The following is a 19,088-nucleotide window of genomic DNA, read 5'->3' as shown; positions in this document are numbered from 1 at the left end:
CGGCACGAGCCCCGCTCAGCGTGCGTCGACGCGGTCTGCGTCGGAGGCGGCCTCCGGCGCCACGACCGGGGATGCCTCGGCTGCGCCGCCGCGGTACGGCCACGCCGTTCGGCTGATCGCGATGACCCCGGCACCGACGAGCAGGATGAAGGCGGCGATCGCGACGACGTACACGAGCACGCCGTCGTAGCCGACGCCGGGCTTCACGGCGGGGTCGAGGAACGGGTACGGGTACCAGCCGACGATCGCGCCGCGGAGCATCGTGTACGCGGCCCAGGCGAGCGGGAAGAGCGCGACGGTCCAGAGGCGCCGCCACGGCACCGGACGACGACCGGGCGCGAGCACCCAGTCGGCGAGCAGATAGAGCGGCGCCCAGACGTGCAGGATCTCGTTCGACCAGGGCACCGTCGTCGCCTGGTCGAGCGAGATGTCGCGCAGCAGCGTGTTGTAGACCACGAGGGTGGTGGTCATGTAGGCCGTGGCGCAGACCCGCACGACCGTGAACCCGGGGCTGTCGGTCTCGCTCCGGAACGCGAACCACGCGGCCGCGAGCAGCACGACGGCCGCGAGCGCGTTCGAGAGGATCGTGAAGAAGCTGAAGAAGTTCACCACGAAGGACCCCGGGTCCTCGACCATCGAGAGGCTCTTCACGAACTGGCCGACGATCGCGGTGATGATCAGCGCGGCGGCCAGCACCCGCAGTACCCCGAAGACCCGTCGCATCGCGCTCCCCTCGTGCCGTCGTGCGGCGCAGTCGGGCCGAGCCCGTCGCGACGCTGAGTGCAGCCTAGCGATGACGGCATGATGGAGGTGGGAGGACGACGCATGACGCAGACGACGCAGGCCCCGACGATGCACGCACTCGTGATCGACCGCACGGGCGACCCCGACGAGTTCCACCTCGCCGAGGTGCCGCGGCCACTGCGGGTGAGCGACGAGGTGCTCGTGCGGGTCGTCGCCGCGAGCCTCAACCCGATCGACGTGAAGACGCGTGCCGGCCGCGGCACCGCGGCGGCGATCACGGGCTTCCCCGTCGTGCTCGGCCACGACTTCGCGGGAATCGTCGAGCAGGTGCCCTACGCGGCGCATCCGCTGCAGCCGGGAGACCGGGTCTACGGCATGGGCCGGGTGCCCCGCACCGGCGGCAGCTTCGCCGAGCTCATCAGCGTGAGCTCGATGAGCGTCGCGCGGATGCCCGCCTCACTCGACTTCGCGCACGCCGCCGCCGTCCCGCTCGCCGCGCTCACGGCGTGGGGCGCGGTGGTCGACACGGCGCGGGTGCACGACGGCCAGCGCATGCTCGTGCATGCGGGCGCCGGCGGCGTCGGCCATTTCGCCGTACAGTTCGCGGCGTATTTCGGCGCGAACGTCACCGCGACCGCATCGGCCCGCAACGCCGAGTTCGTCCGCGACCTCGGCGCCCGCCGCGTCGTGGACTACACGACCGAGCGCTTCGAGGAGGTCGCCCGCGACCAGGACGTCGTGATCGACCTGATCGGCAACGTGAAGGACGACACGGGCGTGCGCTCGCTCGACGCGCTGCGCCCGGGCGGACTGGTCGTGAACGTGCCGACCGGCTCGTGGCCGACCATGGGGGAGGACGCGGAGGCCCGCGGCCTGCGCGCCACCGGGTACTCGGTGTCGCCCGACGCCCGCACGCTCGCGGTCATCACCCGCCTCATCGACGACGGGGCCGTGCGCGTGCACGTCGACCGCGAGCTGCCGCTCGCCGACGGCGCCGAGGCGAGCCGGCTCGTCGAAGCCGGGCACGTGCGCGGCAAGATCGTGCTGCGGGTCGCGCCCGATCCCGCCTGACCGGCGGGAGGTCGCTCACCGCCCGGCGGCGAGCAGCGACGAGCCGAGTTCGCTGCGCAGGTAGAGCATGCTGTGACCGTACCGGGTCGAGACGACGAGCCCCGCGTCGCGGAGCACCCGCAGGTGCTGGTTCACCGCCGACGCGGTGACGCCGAACCGCACCCCGAGCTCGGTCGACGAGGCGGGGTCGCCGAGCGCCGAGAGCAGGCGGGCGCGCGTCTCGCCGAGCACCGCGGCGACGGCCGCCGGGTTCGCGACGTCCTCGGCCTCCCACAGGGCGCCCTGGCCGCGGGCCGGGTACATGAGCATCGGCGGGCCGTCGCCGACCGGCGCCGAGGCGCGACGCGTGAACATCGTCGGCACGAGCGTGAGCCCCGAGCCGCCGACGGCCCGGGTGCGCTCGATCGGATGCCGCAGTCGCACCGCGAGCACCCCGTCGGCGAACTCGACCGTGCTGGTCAGGCCGTTCAGCATCGTCGCGACGCCCGACTGCGCGATCTGACGGCCCCGGTGCACGACGTCGGCCTCGAGCACCGCGCGCATGCGCGGCCAGTACGGTGCGAACGACGACTCCCAGAGTTCGTCGAGCGCGGCGACGATGCGCCGCAGCGCCGCCCGGTGCGAGCCCGCGAACACCGCGGGCACCGCGCCGTGCACCGCTTCGAGGTCGCGGCGGAACACCTCGGCCGGCGTCTCGAGCAGCGCCTCGAGCTCGTCGTCGAGGCGGGTGAGCGGCGACTCCGGCCTCGGGTTCAGGAAGTCGGGCGTCCACAGGCGATCGTCGATGAGCGCCGCGAGCACGGCGTGGTCGAGACCCGCCCGTGCCGTCTCGGTGCGGGCGACCCAGGGCAGCTGCAGCGGAAACCGCGACGGGTCGCGCACGGCGCGCAACGAGAGGCCGAGCTCCGAGAGCGGCGAGATGCCGAAGCGCACGGCTGCGACATCGTTCTCGTTCAGCACGTAGCGCAACATGAAGGCATACGCTACATCAATTTCGTGGCGCCTCGGCCTCTGCCAGAACTGAACCGTGAGCCCTACCTCCCCGACCGACACCGACCCCGCTCCCGGCACCGGCTCGACGCCGGCCGTCGGCTCCGAGGCATCCCCGCCTCTCGAGACGCCGGGCGCACGCCCCACCTGGCGCGCCCGCCTCGCCGCCTCGGTCGCCGACCCGGTGCTGCGCATCCTCGTCGGCGCGACCCTCATCTCGCGGATCGGCCGCGGCATCTTCCTCGCCGTCACGGTGCTGTACTTCACCCTGATCGTCGGCCTCGCGCCGGGAGAGGTCGCGATCGTGCTCGCCTCGGCGAGCGCGGCCGGGGTCGTCGCGTCGTTCGCCGGCGGATGGCTCGCCGACCGGTTCAGCGCGAAGCGGCTGCTCATCCTCTTCACCGCGGTCGAGGGCGTGGCGCTCATCGCGTACGTCTTCGCGGGCGACTTCGCGACGGCACTCGTGATCGCCGTGGTCTGCGGGTTCTTCGAGCAGGGCGCGAACTCGACCCGCTCCGCGATCATCGCGCGCGCCTTCGAGGGCGAGTCGCGCGTGCACGCCAGGGCGGTGCTGCGCACCGTCACGAACGTCTCGATCGCGGTCGGCTCGGGCCTCGGCGCCCTCGCCCTCGCGCTCGGCACCGCCGAGGCGTACCGGGGGCTCATCATCGGCGCGGGCGTGCTCTACCTGCTCGGCCTGTTCCAGCTCGTGCGGCTGCCCGCGCGCGTCGATGCACCGGCACGGCCGACGGTCGCCGACGTGGTCACCGCCACGGGTTCCGTGGATGCCGCGGCCACCGCCGACGCGATCGCCGAGGAGCGCCGCAACTGGCGCGCCCACTCGCCGTGGCGCGACCCGCGCTACCTCGCCCTCACGGTGCTCAGCGCGATCTTCGGCATACAGTTCGGCGTCGGCGAGCTCGGCGTGCCGTTGTGGATCACCCGCGACACGTCCGCGCCCGAGGTGCTCATCGCCGCCCTGCTCATCCTCAACACGGCGATCGTCGTCGTCTTCCAGGTGCCGATGTCGCGCGGCACGCACGACCTGCGGGTCGCGGGTCGCGTCTCGGCGATCGCCGCGTGGCTCATGGCCGGGGCGTGCCTCGTGTACGCCGCGGCCGCAGGGCTGCCGACCGGGTTCGCCGTCACCGTGCTCGTGATCGCCGCACTGGCGCACGCCTTCGCGGAGGTGCTCTCGCAGGCGGGCGGCTGGGGCCTCAGCTTCGAGCTCGCCGACCCCGTGCGCGCCGGCACCTACCAGGGCGTGTTCGGCATGGGCTACTCGGTCGGTGCGCTCGCGGCACCCCTCGTGGTGAACGCCACCGCGATCTCGAACGGGCTCTGGGGCTGGACGGTGCTCGCCGTGATCTTCCTCGTCTCGGGCCTCGGCACGGCCTGGATCGCCCGGCGCGCGGCTCGCGCCGCGGCATCCCCCTCGCCCGCCTGAACTCCCGGTGACCGCTCGCGGCGCGGCGGCTCAGCCGAGCGGCTGCGCGAGCACCCAGTCGTTCTCGAGGCGGCCGCCGACGGTGAAGTGCTTGCGGCCGGCCTTCGCGAAGCCGTGCTTCTCGTAGAAGCGGATCGCCCGGGCGTTCTGCTCGTTCACGCCGAGCCAGCACGCGATCGCACCGGTCGCCCCGGCGGCGTCGAGGGTCGCCGCCATGAGCGGCGCGGCGATGCCGCCGCCGTGCTCGTCGGCACGCGTGTAGAACTTGCTGAGCTCGATCGCCGGGCGGGCGGCGACCGCGGCGGCGGCATCCGCGTCGCCTGGCTCGCCGCCCACGAGCATGCTGTATCCGACGAGCCGGGCCGACGTCCCGTCGCTGCGCTCGGCCACGAGCACGATGCGATCGGGGTCGGCCAGGTGGCTCGCGAAGTGCTCGGGCAGGAAGTTGCGCGCGACGAAGTCGGCGACGGCCTCCGCCGTCGTGTGCGGCGGGCACGCGAGCGGGAAGGTCTCGGCGGCGAGCTCCGCGAGCGGCTCGACATCGGTCGCGGCCGCCGGGCGGATGAGGAGTTCGGTCACGGCGCTCACGCCGCGATTCTGCCAGAGCACGACCCGCAGCGCGCCGAACGTGACGTCGGCGATCGCCCGCAGCGCGCCGAACGTGACGTCGGCGATCGCCCGCGACGCCGCGGTGCGCACGGCGGCCATGCCGGCGCGTCGCCGGGAAGTCCTGTCGCCGGTCGGACCCGCCGTGCCATGATCGGCGCATGGCCGACCGCAGCTCGCCGCTCCTCGCCCGCTCCGACGACGGGCGATCGTTCACGATCGCGGATGCCTCCGGCACGCCGTTCACCGCCGGCACCCTGCTGCTCGTCACGGCCGACGACCGGCGGCACCTCGCGATCGTCGAGGAGCGCGGAGCGGCCGGCGGCGAGCCCGACGCCGTGCTCGGTCGCCTGATCGGCATCATCGACGGCACCCGGTTCGACCCTCGGGGCGGCTCGCCGTTCTCCGACGCCGTGGTCGAGATCGCCGACGCCGACACCATCGACCTCGTGCACGCGGCGATGGGCGCGACGCTCGAGATCGGCGTGAACCTCAGCCCGCCGATCCGCCCGGCGCGACTGCTCAGCCATCGCTTCAACCGGCACACCTTCTGGTGCGGGCAGAGCGGGTCGGGCAAGACGTACGCCCTCGGCGTCGTGCTCGAGCAGCTCGTCGCGCACACCGCGCTGCCCGTCGTGGTCTTCGACCCGAACTCCGACTTCGTGCGGCTCGGCGAGCTCAACCCCGGCGCGAGCGGGCCAACGGCCGAACTGCTGGGCCAACGCGACATCCGCGTGCTGCGCCCGAGCACGCCGGGCGCCGAGCCGTTGCGCGCCCGCTTCCCCGCCCTGAGCCTCGAGGCGAAGGCCGCGGTGCTCCGCCTCGACCCGGTCGCCGACCGCGAGGAGTTCAACGCGGTCGTGCATCTCGGCGACACGCTCAGCGCCGACGAGCCCGACGAGGTGCTGCCCGAGCTGCTCGGCTCCGACGATTCCGTGCGTCGTGCGCTCGGCCTTCGCATCGAGAACATGGGCCTGCTGAACTGGGAGGTGTGGGCGGGCCACGACCGCGAGGCGACGCTCGTCATCGACGAACGCGCCGACGCGACCGTGCTCGACCTGGGCGGGTTCTCGACGCCCGACCAGCACCTCGTCGTCGCGCTGTCGGTGCTCGAGGAGCTCTGGGAGCGGCGCGAGGAGCGGCGGCCCACCCTGCTCGTGATCGACGAGGCGCACAACCTCTGCTCCCCCGCGCTCACGTCGCCCCTCGCGATCGCGGTGCGCGACCGCATCGAGCAGATCGCCGCAGAGGGCCGCAAGTACGGCCTCTGGCTGCTCATCTCGACGCAGCGACCGTCGAAGGTGCACCCCGGCATCGTCTCCCAGTGCGACAACCTCGCCCTCATGAAGATGAGCTCGCCGATCGATCTCGCGGGCATCGCCGAGTACTTCGGGTATGCGCCGGCCGCGCTCGTCGCGCGCTCGCCGTGGTTCCGCCAGGGCGAGGCGCTCTTCGCCGGCGGTTTCGCCCCCGCGCCGACCCTGCTCGCGATGAACCGGCGTCTCACGCCCGAGGGCGGAAGCGACGTGGGCGTGCCCCTGCGCTGACCGCGGTCGCTCGGTGATCGGCGTCGGTCGGTCGAGCGGTCGAGCGGTCGAGCGGTCGAGTGCGGCGTCTCGAGACCACCGCGGCACAGCAGGATGCCTCGGCGGGATCGTGTCCCGCCGAGGCATCCCCTCGATCAGCCCGTCACAGGAACCGGGCGTAGGCCCCCAGCGTGAGGAACGTGGGGAACTCGGGCTCGAGCGCGACCGAGCGGAACACCTGGATGGCGTCGTCGAAGCGGTCGCCCTCGAATCGGGGCAGGCTGCGCACCGCCTCGCCCATCGCCCCGACGATGTACGTCTGGTCGATGCGGGTGCCCTCTGCGGTGACGGTGTTGTCGTGCAGCCACTGCCAGATCTGCGACCGCGAGATCTCGGCCGTCGCCGCGTCCTCCATGAGGTTCTCGATCGCCGCGGCGCCGATGCCGCGCAGCCACGACTCGATGTAGCGGATCGCGATCTGGATGTTGTCGATCACTCCCGCCTCGGTGACGGCGCCGCCCACCGACGGGATGTCGAGCAGCTGGGCACCGGTCACCTCGACGTCCTCGCGCAGGCGGTCGAGCTGGTTCGGCCGCTCGCCGAGCACCGCGTCGAACTCGGCCCGTGCCGTCGGGATGAGGTCGGGGTGCGCCACCCAGGTGCCGTCGAACCCGTCGCCGGCCTCTCGGCGCTTGTCGGCCGACACCGCGGCGAGCGCACGCTCGGTCACCTCGGGGTCTCGGCGGTTCGGGATGAACGCGCTCATGCCGCCGATGGCATACGCACCGCGCTGGTGCGCCGTCGAGACGAGCAGCTCGGTGTAGGCCCGCATGAACGGCACCGTCATCGTGATCTGCGTGCGGTCGGGGAACACCCAGCGGCGGCCCCGGCTGCGGAACGTCTTCACGATCGAGAAGATGTAGTCCCAGCGACCGGCGTTGAGGCCCGCGCAGTGGTCGCGCAGCTCGAAGAGGATCTCCTCCATCTGGAAGGCGGCCTGGATGGTCTCGATGAGCACCGTCGCCCGGACGGTGCCCTGCGGGATGCCGACGTAGTCCTGCGCGAACACGAAGATGTCGTTCCAGAGCTTCGCCTCGCGGTGCGACTCGAGCTTCGGCAGGTAGAAGTACGGACCCCGGCCGAGCTCGATGAGCCGGCGTGCGTTGTGGAAGAAGTAGAGCCCGAAGTCGACGAGCGAGCCCGAGGCGTGCATGGCGCGGCCCGAGCGGTCGTGGAACTTCAGGTGCTTCTCGGTGAGGTGCCAGCCGCGCGGGCGGAACACGATCGTCGGGGTCTCCGTGATCGGGCGCTCGAGACGGTACTGCCGGCCCTCGGGGCTCGTGAACTCGAGCCGGTCGCGCAGGGCGTCGAACAGGCTCAGCTGGCCCTCGACGACGTTGCGCCAGGTGGGGCTCGTCGCGTCCTCCTGGTCGGCGAGCCAGACCTTCGCGTCGCTGTTGAGCGCGTTGATCGCCATCTTGCGGTCGGTCGGGCCGGTGATCTCGACGCGGCGGTCCTCGAGGCCGGGGCCGGCGCCGGCGACGCGCCAGCTGCGGTCCTCGCGGATGCGGGCGGTCTCGGGCAGGAACTTCGGGTCGCGCCCGTTCGCGGCGTCGACCCGGGTCTGCAGCCGGGCGGCGAGCAGCTCGTGCCGGGTGTGCGCGAACCGGTCGTGCAGCTCGGCGATGAACTCGAGCGCCTCGGGCGTGAGGATCTCGTCGTACCGCTCGCCGAGCTGGGCGGTGATCTCGATGCGCGGGTCGACGACGGCGAAGCTGCCCGTCGCGGTGCGCGGTTCGGTCTCGGCGCGTTCGAGGGTGATGGTGCTCATGGTTTCGTCTCCTTGCGACGTGCCGGTCGAGGAGCGCGGAGCGGGTGTCGAGACCGGTGTGGTGGTCTCGATACGGCGCTTCGCGCCTCCTCGACCGACGGATGCGTCAGTGGTTGAACTGGTCTTCCTCGGTCGATCCGACGAGGGCGAGCGTGGCGCTCTGCGGGTTCAGCGCGGTGGCGATCTGGTCGAAGTAGCCGGTGCCGACCTCGCGCTGGTGGCGCGTGGCGGTGTAGCCGGCGGCCTCCGAGGCGAATTCCGCCTCCTGGAGCTCGACGTAGGCCGACATGTGACGCTCGTTGTAGTCCTTGGCGAGCGTGAACATGGAGTGGTTGAGGGCGTGGAAGCCCGCGAGGGTGATGAACTGGAACGCGTAGCCCATCGACGCGAGCTCCCGCTGGAACTTGGCGATCTGGTCGTCGTCGAGGTGGCGCTTCCAGTTGAACGACGGCGAGCAGTTGTACGAGAGGCGCTTGCCGGGGAACTTCGCGTGCACGGCCTCGGCGAACCGGCGGGCGAGCTCGAGGTCGGGCTCGGCCGACTCGACCCAGAGCAGGTCGGCGTACTCGGCGTAGGCGAGGCCGCGGGCGATGACCGGCTCGATGCCGTTCTGCACCTCGTAGAAGCCCTCGGCGGTGCGCTCGCCCGTCACGAACGGGCGGTCGCGCTCGTCGTGGTCGCTCGTCAGCAGCGTCGCGGCGAGCGCGTCGGTACGGGCGATGATGATCGACGGCACGCCCGCGACGTCGGCCGCGAGGCGGGCCGCGTTGATCGTGCGGATGTGCTGCGAGGTGGGGATGAGCACCTTGCCGCCCATGTGCCCGCACTTCTTCTCGCTCGCGAGCTGGTCCTCCCAGTGCACGCCCGCGGCTCCGGCCTCGATCATCTGGTGCATGAGCTCGTAGGCGTTGAGCGGTCCGCCGAAGCCCGCCTCGGCGTCGGCGACGATCGGCGCCATCCAGTCGGCGATGCCCGTGGCCGAGGCATCCGTCTCGATCTGGCCGGCCCGGAGGAGCGCGTTGTTGATGCGGCGCACGACGGCCGGCACCGAGTTCGCGGGGTAGAGCGACTGGTCGGGGTAGGTCTGGCCCGAGAGGTTCGCGTCGGCGGCGACCTGCCAGCCGCTCAGGTAGATCGCCTTGAGGCCCGCGCGAACCTGCTGCACGGCCTGGTTGCCGGTGAGGGCGCCGAGCGCGGCCGACCACTCGGGGTCCTCCATGCGCTCGAACGCGTTCCCGGTGTTCTTCTGGATGTTCTCCCAGAGCTTCTCGGCGCCGCGCTTGGCGAGCGTGCGCTCCTCCCGCACGGGGCCGCGGAGCGCGATGACGTCTTCGGCGGTGTAGTCGCGCTTGACGCCCTCCCAGCGCGGGTCGGCGTCCCACTCGAGCTGCAGCTCGGCAGCGGTCTGGGTCTGGTCGCCGGGGCGGGTGGGGGTGCTCATCGTCGTGCTCCTTCGGTCGTGCGAGGTCGTGATGCGGGATGCCTCGTGGCGGGGCGTCCGCTCGTCGTGAAACCCATGCTGCGCCCGCCGGGACGGGCCGCATCGACGATCCGGGGGGTGAACTTCTGCGGTATTTCTGCGGCACGGAAGAAGCGCCACCGGTTGGCCGCCGCTCGCCTCCACCGGCGCCGTCGTGGTACCTTGCAGTTCTAGGTATCTAGCAGCTCAAGGTATGGAGACGGTCATGCGCATCGGCAAAGACCTGGTCGCGGCGGCCGCGACGCCCGTCGTGCTCGGCATCCTCGCCGAGGGAGAGTCGTACGGGTACGCGATCCTGCAGCGGATCACCGCCCTGTCGGGCGGTGAGCTCGAGTGGAGCGACGGCATGCTCTACCCTCTCCTGCACCGGCTCGAGCGACTCGGGCACGTGCACTCCGAGTGGCGTCAGAGCGACTCGGGCCGGCCGCGCAAGCACTACCGCCTGAGCGAGCAGGGTGAGGCGGTGCTCGCCGAGCAGCGCCGGCAGTGGTCGGTCGTCGGCGACGTGCTGAGCAAGGTGTGGCCCGACGACCGCCCCCGGCTGCGCCTCGCGCTCGGGGAGGTCTGACGTGCCGATCGACGCGCCCCACGACCTGCCGACCGACCTCGACGCGCTCGTCGCCTCGTGGCGGCGATGGATGCAGCGGCACGATGCGATGAGCGCGACCGACCTCGCCGAGCTCGAGAGCCACCTCTACGACACCGTCGACCACTTCGTCGCCGCCGGGCTCACCCCCGACGAGGCGTTCCTGGTCGCGGTGAAGCGCCTCGGCGCGACCGACGATCTCTCCCGCGAGTACGCACGAGAGCACTCCGAGCGGCTCTGGAAGCAGCTCGTGCTGACGGGCGACGGCGGCACCGACGCCGTCGATGAGGAGGACGCCGCCCGTCCCCTCCCGTTCCACCGCCGGGCGAACGGGCTCGCCGTCGCGCTGGCACTCGGCGCCGGCGCCGGCCTCGCCGTGAAGGCCGTGGACCTCGCGACCGACGACCCCGCCCAGGTCGTGCTGAACAGTGCCGTGATCGTGCTGCCGTTCCTCGCGCTCTGGTTCGCGTGGCGCCGCCGGCCCTCCCTCGGGGTGCTCGCGACCGTGGGCGCCGTCTTCCTCGTCACCGGGCTCGCGCTCAACCTCTACCCGTTCACGGTTCCCGACACGGCCACCGCCGGATCCGAGGTCGCCGGGATCACCGCGGCGACGGAGATCATCGCGATGATCGGCTCGTTCGTCGTGCTCTGGCTCGCGGTCGGCATCGCCTACGCCGGCAGCGGCTGGCGCGACGAGCGCACCCGCATGGACGTCGTGCGCTTCAGCGGCGAGTGGTTCGTCTACTACCTGCTCATCGCCCTCGGCGGTGGCGCGCTCTCGGCGCTGACGGTCGCGGTGTTCGCCTCGATCGGCGTCGACGTGATGCAATTCGTGGGCGAGTGGGTGCTGCCGCTCGGCGCGGCGGGAGCGGTGCTCGTCGCGGCGTGGCTCGTCGGGGCGAAGCAGCGCGTGATCGAGAACATCGCCCCCGTGCTCACGAAGGTCTTCACACCCCTGTTCACCCTCTTGCTGCTCGCGCTCGTCGTCGCGGCGCTCGTGCAGTGGAACCTCGTCGACGCGAGCCGCGACCTGCTCATCGCCTTCGACGCCGTGCTCGTCGTGGTGGTCGGCCTCCTCGTCTACTCGATCTCGGCGCGCGACCCGCTGCTGCCGCCCGGGTGGTTCGACCGACTGCAGGCCCTGATGCTCGCGAGCGCCCTCGTGCTCGACGTGGTCGTCCTCATCGCGATGCTCGGGCGCACCGGCGAGTTCGGCTTCAGCGCGAACAAGACCGCGTCGCTCGGCCTCAACCTCATCCTGCTCGTCAACCTCGCCTGGGCGATGCGCCTGCAGGTCGGCTTCCTGCGGCGTCGCACGGGCTTCGGCGCGCTCGAGCGCTGGCAGACCGCGATGCTCCCGGTGTACTTCGCGTGGGCCGCGATCCTCGTCGTGGTCTTCCCGCCGCTGTTCGGCTTCGCCTGAGCTATCCGCCTGCCGCGTGTTCGCCGGGTCGCACGAGCCCCGACTCGTAGGCGGCGACGACGGCCTGCACCCGGTCGCGCACACCGAGCTTCACGAACAGGCGGGTGATGTGCGCCTTGACCGTGGCCTCGCTGAGGAAGAGCTCAGCGCCGATCTCGTGGTTCGAGAGCCCGCGCGCGATGAGCGACCACACCTCGCGCTCGCGTGGGGTGAGGTCGACGGATGCCGTCGCGCGCGCGTCGGGCGGCGGCGCCGCGAGGTAGCGCTCGATCAGCCGCCGGGTGAGCGAGGGCGCCAGCAGCGACTCGCCCCCGGCGATCGTGCGCACGGCGTCGACGAGCCGGTCGGGCGGTGCGTCCTTCAGCAGGAATCCCGAGGCGCCGGCCTGCAGTGCGCGGTACACGTACTCGTCGAGGTCGAAGGTCGTGAGCACGAGCACCCGCGGCGCTCCCGGCGCCCCGGCGATCCGACGCGTGGCCTCGATGCCGTCGAGGCCGGGCATGCGGATGTCCATGAGCACGACGTCGGGGCGGAGCCGGCGCACGAGCTCCACGGCCTCGATGCCGTCGCCCGCCTCGCCGACCACCTCGAGATCGGCCGCCTCGAGCAGACCGACGATGCCCGAGCGTACGAGCGCGTGGTCGTCGACGACGAGGAGCCGGGGGCCGCTCACGCGTGCGATCCGATCGGCAGGGGGCCGAGCGGAAGGCTCGCGGCGACGCGCCAGCCCGCCCCGGATGGGCCCGCCTCCAGCGACCCGCCGTACACCCGCACGCGCTCGCCCATGCCCGGCAGTCCACGCCCGCTGCCGGGGGCACCGGGGCGGACGACCGTCGGCGCCCCGTTCACGACCGCCACCACGACCGCCCGCTCGTCGCGCGAGACCCGCACCTCGACGGGCGCTCCAGCGGCGTGGGTGCGGACGTTGGTGAGCGACTCCTGGACGATGCGGTGCACCGCGAGGGCGTGGCCGTCGGGGATGTCGCGCGCCGGCTCGTCGACCTGGAGGCGGCACTCGTGCCCGGCGGCCTCGGTCTCCGCGATGAGCTCGGGCAGGCCCGAGAGACCCGGCTGCGGCGCGTAGACCGCCCCGTCCTCGCGGAGCACGCCGAGGAGGTGCCGCATCTCGTCGAGGGCCGACTGCGCGGTGCCTCGCGTGAGGGTGAGATGGCGTCGCGCACGGTCGAGGTCCTTGTCGAGGAACTGCTCGGCGGCCCCGGCCTGCAACGCGACGATCGAGAGCGCGTGCGCGACGATGTCGTGGAGCTCTCGTGCGATGCGCACGCGCTCGGCGGCGACCGCGTCGGCGGCCAGGCGATCGGAGCTGTCGCGCGTGCGTTGCAGGGTGAGCGCGCGATGGCGGACCACGCGACCCGCCGTCCAGGTCGCGCCGACGAAGAACACCAGGAAGACGGTGCCGGCCGTCTCGATGCCGGGCGAGCCGAAGTAGCCGAGGACGTGGGCGCCGAGCATCGCCGCGATCGGCACGAGGCCGAGCAGCGCGGCCCGCCACCACGCCGCGATGCGCTCGGCGACCGTGAAGGTGGCGACGAGCAGGCTCGGGAACGGGTTGAAGGTCGCGTCCGGCCCGCTCGTCGCGGCGTGCAGCAGCAGCGCGCAGGCGACCGCGAGCATCACGAGCGCCGGAAACCGGCGCCGCACCACGAGCGGCAGCGAGACGGCGAGCGCGAAGCCGAGCTGGGCGACGACGTTCGCCGAGGGAACGAGCAGCGCCTCCAGCACCGCCCAGAGCGCGATACCGCCCGCGAGCGCGAGGTCGAACGGCGTGGTCCACGCGCGCCAGCCGCGGGCGCCGGGCGCGATCGGGCGGAGCACCTCGTGCTCGTCTCGCGCGCGCTCGCTCGTGGGGTGCCGGCTCGTCACGCTCCGATGCTAGGCCGAGGAACGGCACCCACGACAGCGACGAAGGTCGGCATTCGGCCCCGATCCGAGTCGTATCCGGGGCCGCCCGCGAGTCGAGCCGCCCGTCGACCCTCGGACGATGCCGGCGCCTGCTGGCCGTCCGTAGCGTCGCATCGCCGGCCGATCGTGCCGGCCTCGAACTCGAACGGAAGGCCGACCATGGCATCCCTCACCGAATCCGGATCAGCGCCCGACCGGGAGCTCCGCCCATCGCCGCGTCCCACGGCCGGCACGCGGCCCGCCGGCGCCGCCTACCCCCGGCCCGGCCGCGTCGGCCACCGCCTCGCGGGCGCCGCGGCCCTCACCGCCGGAGCCCTGTCGATCGTGATCGGCACGTTGCAGATCCTCTTCCCGCAGGACGAGGATCCGACGATCGATCCGCGGACCCGGGTCATCCTCGCGATGTTCACGGTCAGCCTCTGGGCGCTCGCGGTGCTCTTCCTCGGACTGGCCCGGTACGCCGGATCGAGCTGGGGCGCGATCGTCGCCGCCGTCGGCACGGTCCTGCTCACCGTCGGCACCATCACGAGCGCCGTGAACGGCGTCGACCTCGAGTTCTTCCCGATCGTGGCGATGGCGGCCAATGCGCTGTGGCTCATCGGCTCGATCGCACTGTGCGTCTCGCTCGTACGCGCACGCCGGGTCGGCCTCTGGCTCGCGATCGCCCTGCCCTTCGTCCAGGTGCCGCTGCTCTTCCTCTCGCAGCTCGGCGGCGGCACGGTCGCGGGCGCCTACCTCGTGGCGGTGGGCTGCGTGCTCCTCGCGGGCCGCGTCCAGCAGCGTGCGCGCCGGCGCGAGCTCGAGGAACGCAGCGCGACGCCCGGCGCCTGAACCGACGGCCCGGGCGGCACGGTGCGCGGATCACCGCGAGCACCGACGCCGCCCGGGCATTCCGCACCACAGACCGTCCGGGCGCCGACCGGACGGTCTGTCCGATGCCGGTCGCGGGTTCGTCTGGTTCGTCCAGTTCGGGCGTCGCGCGTTTGCGTCCGGTCGGGTGCGCGGATTGAATGGCGACGAACGCGACGAGGCGTCCGAGTGAAAGAGGTGCCGCACCGTGACCAGCGCAGCCACGATCGAGTCCAAGCCGACCACTTCCACGACCGGCGAGGCGCCCGGCACGGTCGTCGTCGATGCCGTCACGAAGCGCTACGGCAACGCGACCGCGGTCGACGGCATGTCGCTCACGATCGAACCGGGCGAGTTCATCTCGCTGCTCGGCCCCTCGGGCTGCGGCAAGACCACGACGCTGCGCATGATCGCCGGGTTCGAGCAGCCCGACGCCGGCGACATCCGCGTCTCGGGCCGTTCGGTGCTCGGCGTGCCGCCCTACCGCCGCGACGTGAACACGGTGTTCCAGGCCTACGCGCTCTTCCCGCACATGTCGGTCGCGGAGAACGTCGCCTACGGCCTGCAGCAGCGCCGCACGCCGAGGTCGGAGGTGCGCGACCGCGTGGTCGAGGCGCTCGACCTCGTGCAGATGCGCCGATTCGCCGACCGCAAGCCGACCCAGCTCTCGGGCGGACAGCAGCAGCGCATCGCGCTCGCGCGCGCACTCGTGAACCGTCCGTCGGTGCTGCTCCTCGACGAGCCGCTCGGTGCGCTCGACCGTCAGCTGCGCGAAGAGATGCAGCTCGAACTGAAGCTCCTGCAGTCGCGCCTCGGCATCACGTTCGTGTTCGTCACCCACGACCAGGGCGAGGCCCTCTCGATGAGCGACCGCATCGCGATCATGCGCGACGGCCGCATCGAGCAGCTCGCCGACGCCGACACCGTCTACGCGCGGCCCGCTTCGGCCTACGTCGCGGCGTTCGTCGGCCAGCAGAACTTCTTCCGCGGCGAGGTCGCCGAGGGCGGCGCGGCCGTCGCATCGACCCACGCGCTCGTGCGCGGTACGGCGTCCGAGCTCGCGGGGCTCGCGAACGGCCAGGCCGCGGTGCGGCCCGAGTTCGTCGAGATCGCCGCGGCCCGGTCGGATGCCTCGGCCGAGGTCAACCTCGCGCGCGGCACGCTGCTCGGGGTCTCGCACCTCGGCGAGACCATGCAGTACCTCGTGCGGCTCGGCGACGACCAGAGCCTCATCGTGCGCCGCCCCACCCCCGAGGCGCCGAACCTCACCGTCGGCGACCCCGTCGAGTGCTCGTGGCGCGCCGAGAGCGTGCTGCTGTTCCCCGCCGACGATGCGGCGAGCGCGGGCGGCTACGTCGCCCCGCCGACGGCCTGAGCCGGCCCGCAGCGCCGGCCACGGGGCATCCCGTCGCCGTGCGCACGTCTGCGACCTCCACCCCTGAACCGCGATCCCTTCCCATCACCAGGAGACTCCGATGACCGATTCCCTCCCCACCGTCCGCATCCTCGCTCACGAGAGCGCCGCGAAGGTCATCGGCCGCGAGCTCAACCGCCGCCGGTTCCTGAGCTTCGCCGCGGCCGCCGGCGCGACCGGCTTCCTCGCCGCGTGCTCGACGGGCGGCACCCAGGCCGCCCCCGTCGCGACCGGCGGCCCGCTCGAGTCGAAGCTCTCGATGTACACGTGGGGCGACTACGACGCGCCCGACGTGCTCGAGGCGTTCACCTCGGAGCTCGGACCGAAGATCACGCTGAGCTCGTTCAACTCGAACGAGGAGATGATCTCGAAGCTCGTCGCCGCGAAGGGCACGAGCGGCTTCGACATCGTCGTGCCGACCGGCACGTTCATCCCGCAGATGGTCGAGAACGGCCTGCTGCAGAAGCTCAACCACGACCTCATCCCGAACCTCGAGCACATGGACGCCGCCTTCGTCGGCCGCGCATGGGACCCCGAGAACGACTACTCGATCTGCAAGGCGTGGGGCACGACCGGCTTCGTCTACGACAAGACCGTCATCACGCGCGAGCTCAAGGACTGGAACGACTTCCTCGACGCCGCGCAGAACGAGGCGAGCGGCAAGACGTCGCTCCTCGACGACCCCGCCGAGCTCACCGGCCTCTACTTCTGGGCGAACGGCGTCGACTGGAACACGACCGACCCCGCCGAGCTCGACGCCGCCGAGGACTACCTCGTCAACACCCTCGCCCCGCACGTGTCGGCCTTCGACTCCTACCCGGGCGGTGCGGCCATCCCGCAGGCGACGCACGCACTGCTGCAGGCGTGGAACGGCGACGCCCGCATCGGCATCCTCGAGTCGGGCGACCCCGACCGCTGGCAGTGGGTGCTCGGTTCGCCCGACACCGAGATCTGGATGGACAACTGGGCGATCCCGACCGGTGCGCCGAACCCCGAGGCCGCGCACGCGTTCATCAACTACGTGCTCGACCCCGAGAACTCGCTCGCCGAGCTCGACTACATCGGCTACCACACGGGCGTCGCCGGCATCGAGGAGGCGGCGCAGGCCGCTGAGCTGCCGATGCTCGACCTCGTGTTCTTCACGCCCGAACAGATCGAGACCATGAACGAGGGCGCGGTCACCGAGGCGCAGGCCCGCATCGTCGAGATCTGGAACGCGACGAAGGCGGCGGCGGGTGAGTAAGAGGTCCGGCGCCGCCCTCGCGATCCCCGCGTGGGCGTGGCTGCTGATCTTCTTCGTCGCGCCCGTCGCGATGGTGATCTGGTTCAGCTTCGGCTACAAGCCGGGCATCTTCGGCACGCACGCGAACGACGTGCTGTCGTTCGACCGCTACGCCGAGGCGATGTCGCCGACCTTCTTCGCGACGTTCCAGAACACACTGTGGGTCGGCATCGGGGGCACGCTGCTGTGCCTCGTGGTCGGCCTGCCGGTCGCGTACTGGATGGCGGTCAAGGCGTCGCCCGCCCGGCGGGGCCTCCTCGTCGCGCTCGTGATGGTGCCGTTCTGGACCAACTTCCTCGTGCGCACGATCGGCTGGCAGGTCATCCTCGCACCCGAGGGGTGGCTGTCGACGACGCTGCAGCAGGTCGGGCTCATCGGCGGCCCGCTCGACATCCTGTACACCCGCGGGGCCGTGCTGCTCGGCGTGGTCTACAACTACCTGCCGCTCATGATCCTGCCGCTGTTCGTCGCGTTCGACCGGGTCGGCCCACCGCTGCGCGAGGCCTCGAAGGACCTCGGCGCCGGCAAGTGGACGACGTTCTTCCGCGTGACCCTGCCGCTCGCCCGGCCGGGCGTCGTCGCGGGCGTGCTGCTCGTGTTCATCCCGCTCATGGGCGACTACATCACCGCGACCGTGCTCGGCGGTGCGAAGGGCAACATGGTGGGCCAGCTCGTGGCGAGCCAGTTCCAGACCGCGCAGAACTGGGCGCTCGGCTCGGCGATGGCGGTGCTCCTGATCATCGTGATCATGCTGACCGTCGCCGTCGGCGCGCTCGTCGTGTGGCTCGTGACGCTGCCGTTCCGCTCGCGCAACCGGCTCGTGATCGGCGACGCGGCGCACGCCGCACCGGCTCGCCCGGTGACGACGGCGATCGCGGCGATCCGCTCCCGGCCCGCGCCGGCCGACGAGGAGGTCTCCGCATGACCGTCCAGCAGTCCCAGCCGCAGCAGCAGGCCCCGGCGCCGGAGCAGTCGAAAGGCCCGGGCATGACCCCGGCCGCGGTGCGGCAGCACCGGCGACGCCGCCCGTGGTCCGACATCGTCCTCAACGTGTGGGGCGTCGCGGTCTTCGCGTTCCTGTTCGCGCCGATCGTCGTCATCATCCTGTCGTCGTTCAACGTCGGCCGCCTCCTCGTGTCATGGCAGGCCTTCGGCTTCGACTCCTTCCTCGCGATCGCCTCGAAGCCCGCGATCCGCGACGCCGTCTGGATCTCGGTGCAGACGGGCTTCATCGCGGCGATCGTGGCGACGCTGCTCGGCACGCTCGCCGGCATCGCGATGGCGAGGCATCCCGGCAAGTGGGTCTGGTGGTTCCTCGGGTTGCTGCTGCTCGTCTCGGTGACCCCCGAGATCGTCGACGCCGTCGCCCTGCTGCCGTGGATGGTGTTCCTCGGCCAGGATCTCGGCCTCGCGATCTTCAACGACGGCATCGTGCGCCTCGTGGTCGGCCATTCGCTGTTCTCGGTCGCGGTCGTGTCGTACCTCGTCCGGGCCCGCCTCGTCGGCCAGGACGCGCAGCTCGAGGAGGCCTCCGCCGACCTCTACGCGAAGCCGTTCAACACGTTCCGCCGCGTGACGCTGCCCCTCGCCATGCCCGCCGTGCTGGCCGGCTTCCTGCTGTCGTTCACGTTGAGCCTCGACAACACGGTCATCGCCGCGTTCGTGCAGGTGTCGGGCACGACGCCGTGGCCCGTCTACGTGCTGAGCGCGCTGCGCAGCGGCCTGCGGCCCGAGATCGCCGCGGTGTCGACGATCATGCTCGTGCTCACGCTCATCGCGCTCGGTCTCGTGGCGTACGTGCTGCGCCGGGCCGGCGACTCGGCCGCCGACATCGCACGCACCATGAGCGGCGGCTGATCCGCCGCACCGCACCGACGAGGGAGCGCGACGAGACCATCGCGGCTCGTCGCGCTCCC

17 protein-coding genes are annotated in these 19,088 nt (G+C 72.0%); 10 read left to right on the top strand and 7 right to left on the bottom strand.

All coding sequences use genetic code 11. The annotated features are described in order from the left end of the window. Window positions 1-15 precede the first annotated feature (15 nt). The gene (locus ACFWGP_RS11085) at window positions 16-723 is read right to left on the bottom strand and encodes a Pr6Pr family membrane protein (RefSeq protein WP_231432090.1); all 708 of its coding nucleotides are present in this window, start codon (window positions 721-723) and stop codon (window positions 16-18) included. Window positions 724-825: 102 nt separating this feature from the next. Between ACFWGP_RS11085 and ACFWGP_RS11080 the strand changes: the two genes are divergently transcribed. Next, a complete protein-coding gene (locus ACFWGP_RS11080; RefSeq protein WP_376930922.1) occupies window positions 826-1,815 on the top strand; it encodes an NADP-dependent oxidoreductase in 990 nt (329 codons plus the stop codon). Between the two features lie 15 nt (window positions 1,816-1,830). On the opposite strand, the gene ACFWGP_RS11075 is transcribed toward ACFWGP_RS11080, so the two are convergent. Beyond that, entirely contained in the window at window positions 1,831-2,787 is a 957-nt protein-coding gene (locus ACFWGP_RS11075; RefSeq protein ID WP_231432092.1) for a DUF5937 family protein, read from the bottom strand. 55 nt (window positions 2,788-2,842) lie between these two features. On the opposite strand from ACFWGP_RS11075, the gene ACFWGP_RS11070 reads away from it, so the two are divergent. Next, a complete protein-coding gene (locus tag ACFWGP_RS11070; protein WP_376930921.1) occupies window positions 2,843-4,252 on the top strand; it encodes an MFS transporter in 1,410 nt (469 codons plus the stop codon). A 30-nt stretch (window positions 4,253-4,282) separates the two neighbouring features. Here ACFWGP_RS11070 and ACFWGP_RS11065 read toward each other — a convergent pair whose 3' ends face one another. Further along, on the bottom strand, window positions 4,283-4,960 hold the full coding sequence (locus ACFWGP_RS11065; protein ID WP_376930920.1) for a GNAT family N-acetyltransferase: 678 nt from the start codon (window positions 4,958-4,960) through the stop codon (window positions 4,283-4,285). 59 nt (window positions 4,961-5,019) lie between these two features. Here ACFWGP_RS11065 and ACFWGP_RS11060 point away from each other — a divergent pair, with 59 nt between their 5' ends. Continuing rightward, window positions 5,020-6,405: an ATP-binding protein gene (locus tag ACFWGP_RS11060; RefSeq protein WP_376930919.1), complete on the top strand. Its 1,386-nt coding sequence runs from the start codon at window positions 5,020-5,022 to the stop codon at window positions 6,403-6,405. A gap of 142 nt (window positions 6,406-6,547) precedes the next feature. Here the strand turns inward: ACFWGP_RS11060 and aceB are convergent, their stop codons facing one another. After that, complete coding sequence (aceB, locus tag ACFWGP_RS11055) at window positions 6,548-8,215, bottom strand: malate synthase A (RefSeq protein ID WP_231432096.1); 1,668 nt, start codon at window positions 8,213-8,215, stop codon at window positions 6,548-6,550. Window positions 8,216-8,321: 106 nt separating this feature from the next. Continuing rightward, complete coding sequence (aceA, locus tag ACFWGP_RS11050) at window positions 8,322-9,656, bottom strand: isocitrate lyase (protein ID WP_231432097.1); 1,335 nt, start codon at window positions 9,654-9,656, stop codon at window positions 8,322-8,324. A gap of 244 nt (window positions 9,657-9,900) precedes the next feature. On the opposite strand from aceA, the gene ACFWGP_RS11045 reads away from it, so the two are divergent. Beyond that, window positions 9,901-10,263: a PadR family transcriptional regulator gene (locus ACFWGP_RS11045; protein WP_231432098.1), complete on the top strand. Its 363-nt coding sequence runs from the start codon at window positions 9,901-9,903 to the stop codon at window positions 10,261-10,263. A gap of 1 nt (window position 10,264) precedes the next feature. Next, window positions 10,265-11,704 carry a permease prefix domain 1-containing protein gene (locus ACFWGP_RS11040; protein ID WP_376930918.1) on the top strand — a complete coding sequence of 480 codons (1,440 nt, stop codon included), beginning with the start codon at window positions 10,265-10,267 and terminating at the stop codon, window positions 11,702-11,704. Window position 11,705: 1 nt separating this feature from the next. On the opposite strand, the gene ACFWGP_RS11035 is transcribed toward ACFWGP_RS11040, so the two are convergent. Next, complete coding sequence (locus ACFWGP_RS11035; protein WP_231432100.1) at window positions 11,706-12,377, bottom strand: response regulator transcription factor; 672 nt, start codon at window positions 12,375-12,377, stop codon at window positions 11,706-11,708. Beyond that, window positions 12,374-13,588 (bottom strand): sensor histidine kinase, encoded by a 1,215-nt coding sequence (locus ACFWGP_RS11030; protein ID WP_231432101.1) that lies wholly within the window; start codon window positions 13,586-13,588, stop codon window positions 12,374-12,376. Before ACFWGP_RS11030 ends, ACFWGP_RS11035 begins: the two co-directional genes overlap by 4 nt. Before the next feature lie 198 nt (window positions 13,589-13,786). On the opposite strand from ACFWGP_RS11030, the gene ACFWGP_RS11025 reads away from it, so the two are divergent. From ACFWGP_RS11025 to ACFWGP_RS11005, 5 genes are all read left to right on the top strand, one after another. Continuing rightward, window positions 13,787-14,458, top strand: a complete 672-nt coding sequence (locus ACFWGP_RS11025; RefSeq protein ID WP_376930917.1) for a hypothetical protein — start codon at window positions 13,787-13,789, stop codon at window positions 14,456-14,458. A gap of 226 nt (window positions 14,459-14,684) precedes the next feature. Then, a complete protein-coding gene (locus tag ACFWGP_RS11020) occupies window positions 14,685-15,851 on the top strand; it encodes an ABC transporter ATP-binding protein (protein ID WP_275506261.1) in 1,167 nt (388 codons plus the stop codon). A 100-nt stretch (window positions 15,852-15,951) separates the two neighbouring features. Then, window positions 15,952-17,133: a spermidine/putrescine ABC transporter substrate-binding protein gene (locus ACFWGP_RS11015; RefSeq protein ID WP_231432104.1), complete on the top strand. Its 1,182-nt coding sequence runs from the start codon at window positions 15,952-15,954 to the stop codon at window positions 17,131-17,133. Then, window positions 17,126-18,097, top strand: a complete 972-nt coding sequence (locus ACFWGP_RS11010) for an ABC transporter permease (RefSeq protein ID WP_376930916.1) — start codon at window positions 17,126-17,128, stop codon at window positions 18,095-18,097. The genes ACFWGP_RS11015 and ACFWGP_RS11010 overlap by 8 nt, the downstream gene beginning before the upstream one ends. Continuing rightward, on the top strand, window positions 18,094-19,029 hold the full coding sequence (locus ACFWGP_RS11005) for an ABC transporter permease (protein WP_376930915.1): 936 nt from the start codon (window positions 18,094-18,096) through the stop codon (window positions 19,027-19,029). Before ACFWGP_RS11010 ends, ACFWGP_RS11005 begins: the two co-directional genes overlap by 4 nt. Window positions 19,030-19,088: the final 59 nt, after the last annotated feature.

The organism is Agromyces sp. NPDC127015, from assembly GCF_042725165.1.
In the GTDB taxonomy this organism is placed as follows: Bacteria; Actinomycetota; Actinomycetes; order Actinomycetales; family Microbacteriaceae; genus Agromyces; species Agromyces chromiiresistens.
Note: the sequence above shows the minus strand (reverse complement) of the source record. Positions and strands in the feature narration are given on the sequence as shown.

Excerpts from the sequence above, each read along its gene's own strand:
- ACFWGP_RS11085 (WP_231432090.1), bottom strand. The coding sequence starts at position 723 with ATGCGACGGGTCTTCGGGGTACTGCGGGTGCTGGCCGCCGCGCTGATC.
- ACFWGP_RS11080 (WP_376930922.1), top strand. The coding sequence starts at position 826 with ATGACGCAGACGACGCAGGCCCCGACGATGCACGCACTCGTGATCGAC.
- ACFWGP_RS11075 (WP_231432092.1), bottom strand. The coding sequence starts at position 2,787 with ATGTTGCGCTACGTGCTGAACGAGAACGATGTCGCAGCCGTGCGCTTC.
- ACFWGP_RS11065 (WP_376930920.1), bottom strand. The coding sequence starts at position 4,960 with ATGGCCGCCGTGCGCACCGCGGCGTCGCGGGCGATCGCCGACGTCACG.
- ACFWGP_RS11060 (WP_376930919.1), top strand. The coding sequence starts at position 5,020 with ATGGCCGACCGCAGCTCGCCGCTCCTCGCCCGCTCCGACGACGGGCGA.
- aceB (WP_231432096.1), bottom strand. The coding sequence starts at position 8,215 with ATGAGCACCATCACCCTCGAACGCGCCGAGACCGAACCGCGCACCGCG.
- aceA (WP_231432097.1), bottom strand. The coding sequence starts at position 9,656 with ATGAGCACCCCCACCCGCCCCGGCGACCAGACCCAGACCGCTGCCGAG.
- ACFWGP_RS11045 (WP_231432098.1), top strand. The coding sequence starts at position 9,901 with ATGCGCATCGGCAAAGACCTGGTCGCGGCGGCCGCGACGCCCGTCGTG.
- ACFWGP_RS11025 (WP_376930917.1), top strand. The coding sequence starts at position 13,787 with ATGGCATCCCTCACCGAATCCGGATCAGCGCCCGACCGGGAGCTCCGC.
- ACFWGP_RS11015 (WP_231432104.1), top strand. The coding sequence starts at position 15,952 with ATGACCGATTCCCTCCCCACCGTCCGCATCCTCGCTCACGAGAGCGCC.
- ACFWGP_RS11005 (WP_376930915.1), top strand. The coding sequence starts at position 18,094 with ATGACCGTCCAGCAGTCCCAGCCGCAGCAGCAGGCCCCGGCGCCGGAG.